Origin of the sequence: Thiobacter sp. AK1, from assembly GCF_039822265.1 — a bacterium.
Taxonomy (GTDB): domain Bacteria; phylum Pseudomonadota; class Gammaproteobacteria; order Burkholderiales; family Thiobacteraceae; genus Thiobacter; species Thiobacter aerophilum.
In genome coordinates this window covers 1-2,079 of record NZ_JBAJEX010000024.1, presented here as the reverse complement: position 1 = coordinate 2,079, position 2,079 = coordinate 1, and the positions used below count along the sequence as shown (strand labels likewise).

At 61.6% G+C, this 2,079-nt stretch carries 2 protein-coding genes; both read left to right on the top strand.

All coding sequences use genetic code 11. The features are described from left to right. On the top strand, positions 1 to 213 hold a 213-nt coding region (locus V6E02_RS12890; RefSeq protein WP_347309206.1), incomplete at its 5' end, for a hypothetical protein. Positions 214 to 591: 378 nt separating this feature from the next. After that, on the top strand, positions 592 to 1,836 hold the full coding sequence (locus V6E02_RS12885; RefSeq protein WP_347309205.1) for a cytochrome D1 domain-containing protein: 1,245 nt from the start codon (positions 592 to 594) through the stop codon (positions 1,834 to 1,836). The last annotated feature ends 243 nt before the right edge of the window (positions 1,837 to 2,079 follow it).

The window sequence follows — 2,079 nt, the reverse complement described above, 5'->3', positions numbered from 1 at the left end:
CCGGTGGCCCCGCCCAAGGGCGCAACTAAGCCCCGCCACCGCGGCGAAACCACGGCCACTTCCAACCCCGAGAATCACGCGCAAGGCTTCGCTGTCGGGCGCGCCGGCCGCCAAAGCCTGTTGCAGGGCACGATCGAACCGGGCCTGGGGGATGGGTTTGCCGTTGACCCGGGCCAGCAGCGGCGAGCAGGCCGGGATCACCCAGACGAGTGAGGGTGAGAGACGCGCTGGCACAAGAGCTTGGCGGATAGCAAGCGGAAGGTCAGGAGAAGGCGAGAGCAGCGGACTATAAGGTAAAGGACTGACCCCATTCGTGACCCCATTCGCGAGGCCGAATTGTTATAGTAGATTAAGGAAATTGATACCCGCTTGAATCCAGATTGTCCATTGGAACGCGAGCAGGTTTGCGTCCCCGCGACGAGCCAATAGCGGTGCCTATTGGCGAGGAGCGGTGGCGCATTGAAGCCGCCCGCGGGTTGTTACCCGCCGCGCAGGAGCGGAAATGATCATATCGAATGCTCATGGCGAGTCAGCCCGCTCTCAATGGACAATCTGGGGTGAACTCATGTTCCATTCACAGAAGGAGGAAACATGCATACCAAAAAGAAGCTGATCGTTACCGCCCTTGTGGCTGCCTTTGCCCTCGCGGGCTGCGCCACCACCGCCAGCGCGCCCAAGCGCGCCGACGTCAAGTGGCCGAACCTGATCGTCCATCTGCACGGCGGCAACGGCAAGGCCTATCTGGTCGACCCGGCCACCGACAGCGTCGTCGCCACGCTCGACACCGAGAAGAGCGCCGCCCTGGGCGGCACCACGCCGGATGGCCGCAAAGTCTATGTCGGTGCTGAAGGCGAGGGCAAGGACACTGTGACCGTGATCGATCTGGACAAGCGCGCGGTCGTCGCGAAGGTCAAGACCGGCAACCGGCCGAAGCATCCGGTCGTGAGCCCCAACGGCAAGCTGGTGATGGTCAATTATTGGGGGCTCGATGACGGCAAGCTTCGCGTCGCCTTCATCGACACTGCGACCGACAAGGTCGTCAAAAACGTTGACCTCTCCGTCGCCGGGCAGGCCAAGGGGCCGACCTCGATGCACAACGCCTGGAGCTACGATTCGCGTTATGCCTTCACCGTCGATCGCGTTGATAACCATTTCGTTATCATCGACACTACCGATTGGTCAGTGAAGAAGATCAAGATGCCGTCAAAGCCGCACTACGTCGCGCCCAGCCCGGATGGTAAAGAAGTCTGGGTGGTCGTCGAAGGCGAGGACCGTGACAAGAACCCTCCCGGCGGGCTGGTCTATAGCATTGGCAGCTTCGAGGAGATCGCGCAGATCAAGATGCCGCTCATTGGCCAGGGCGTGATCGAGGGTCATCATGGTAATTTCTCGCAGGATGGCAAGTACTTCTTCATCCTGAACCGCGGCCCGGGCGGCAAGCTCGACGGCACGGAAGTCGCCGTGTTCGATGCCGCGACCAAGAAGTTCGTTACGCGCACCGACACCGGTTCGACCGGCATCGGCCACACCTACAACACGCCGGACGGACGCTATGAAGTGGTGACCAACTACGGCAACAATTTGGTGTCGGTGATCGACAACACGCAGGGCTTCAAGGTGGTCAAGAATCTGGCCGTCGGCAAGGGGCGCATGGGCCACATCGCCTTCACGCCGGACGGCCGTTACGGCTATCTGTCGAATGCCGGCGATGGCAACCTGCACAAGCTGGACATGCAGACACTGACCGTCGTCAAGGAAATCAAGACCGGCAATGCCGCCGGCGGCTCACAAGTCCTGAACGTTTGGACCAACGTCTTTGAAGAACTGCCGCGCTGATTGGCGGGGCGCGTGGCGGCGGGGCCTCGGCCTCGCCGTCTTGTTGCCTAGCCTTGCCTTTCCCCAAGCCGAACTCCGCCTCAAAGGGTCACCTCAAAGGGTCATGCCTTTACCTTCTAGTCTGCTGCTCTCGCGTCCCCCTGACCTTCCCATTGCGATCCGCCAAGCTCCTGCACCATCCAGCGGCTCGCAAGTGGCCCGTTCAGCGCCCGCTTCGAGCCCAAGCTCGTCGCCGAGTGCAGC

Bases quoted from the DNA above. Each gene is read 5' to 3' on its own strand.
- V6E02_RS12885 (WP_347309205.1), top strand. From the start codon at position 592: ATGCATACCAAAAAGAAGCTGATCGTTACCGCCCTTGTGGCTGCCTTT.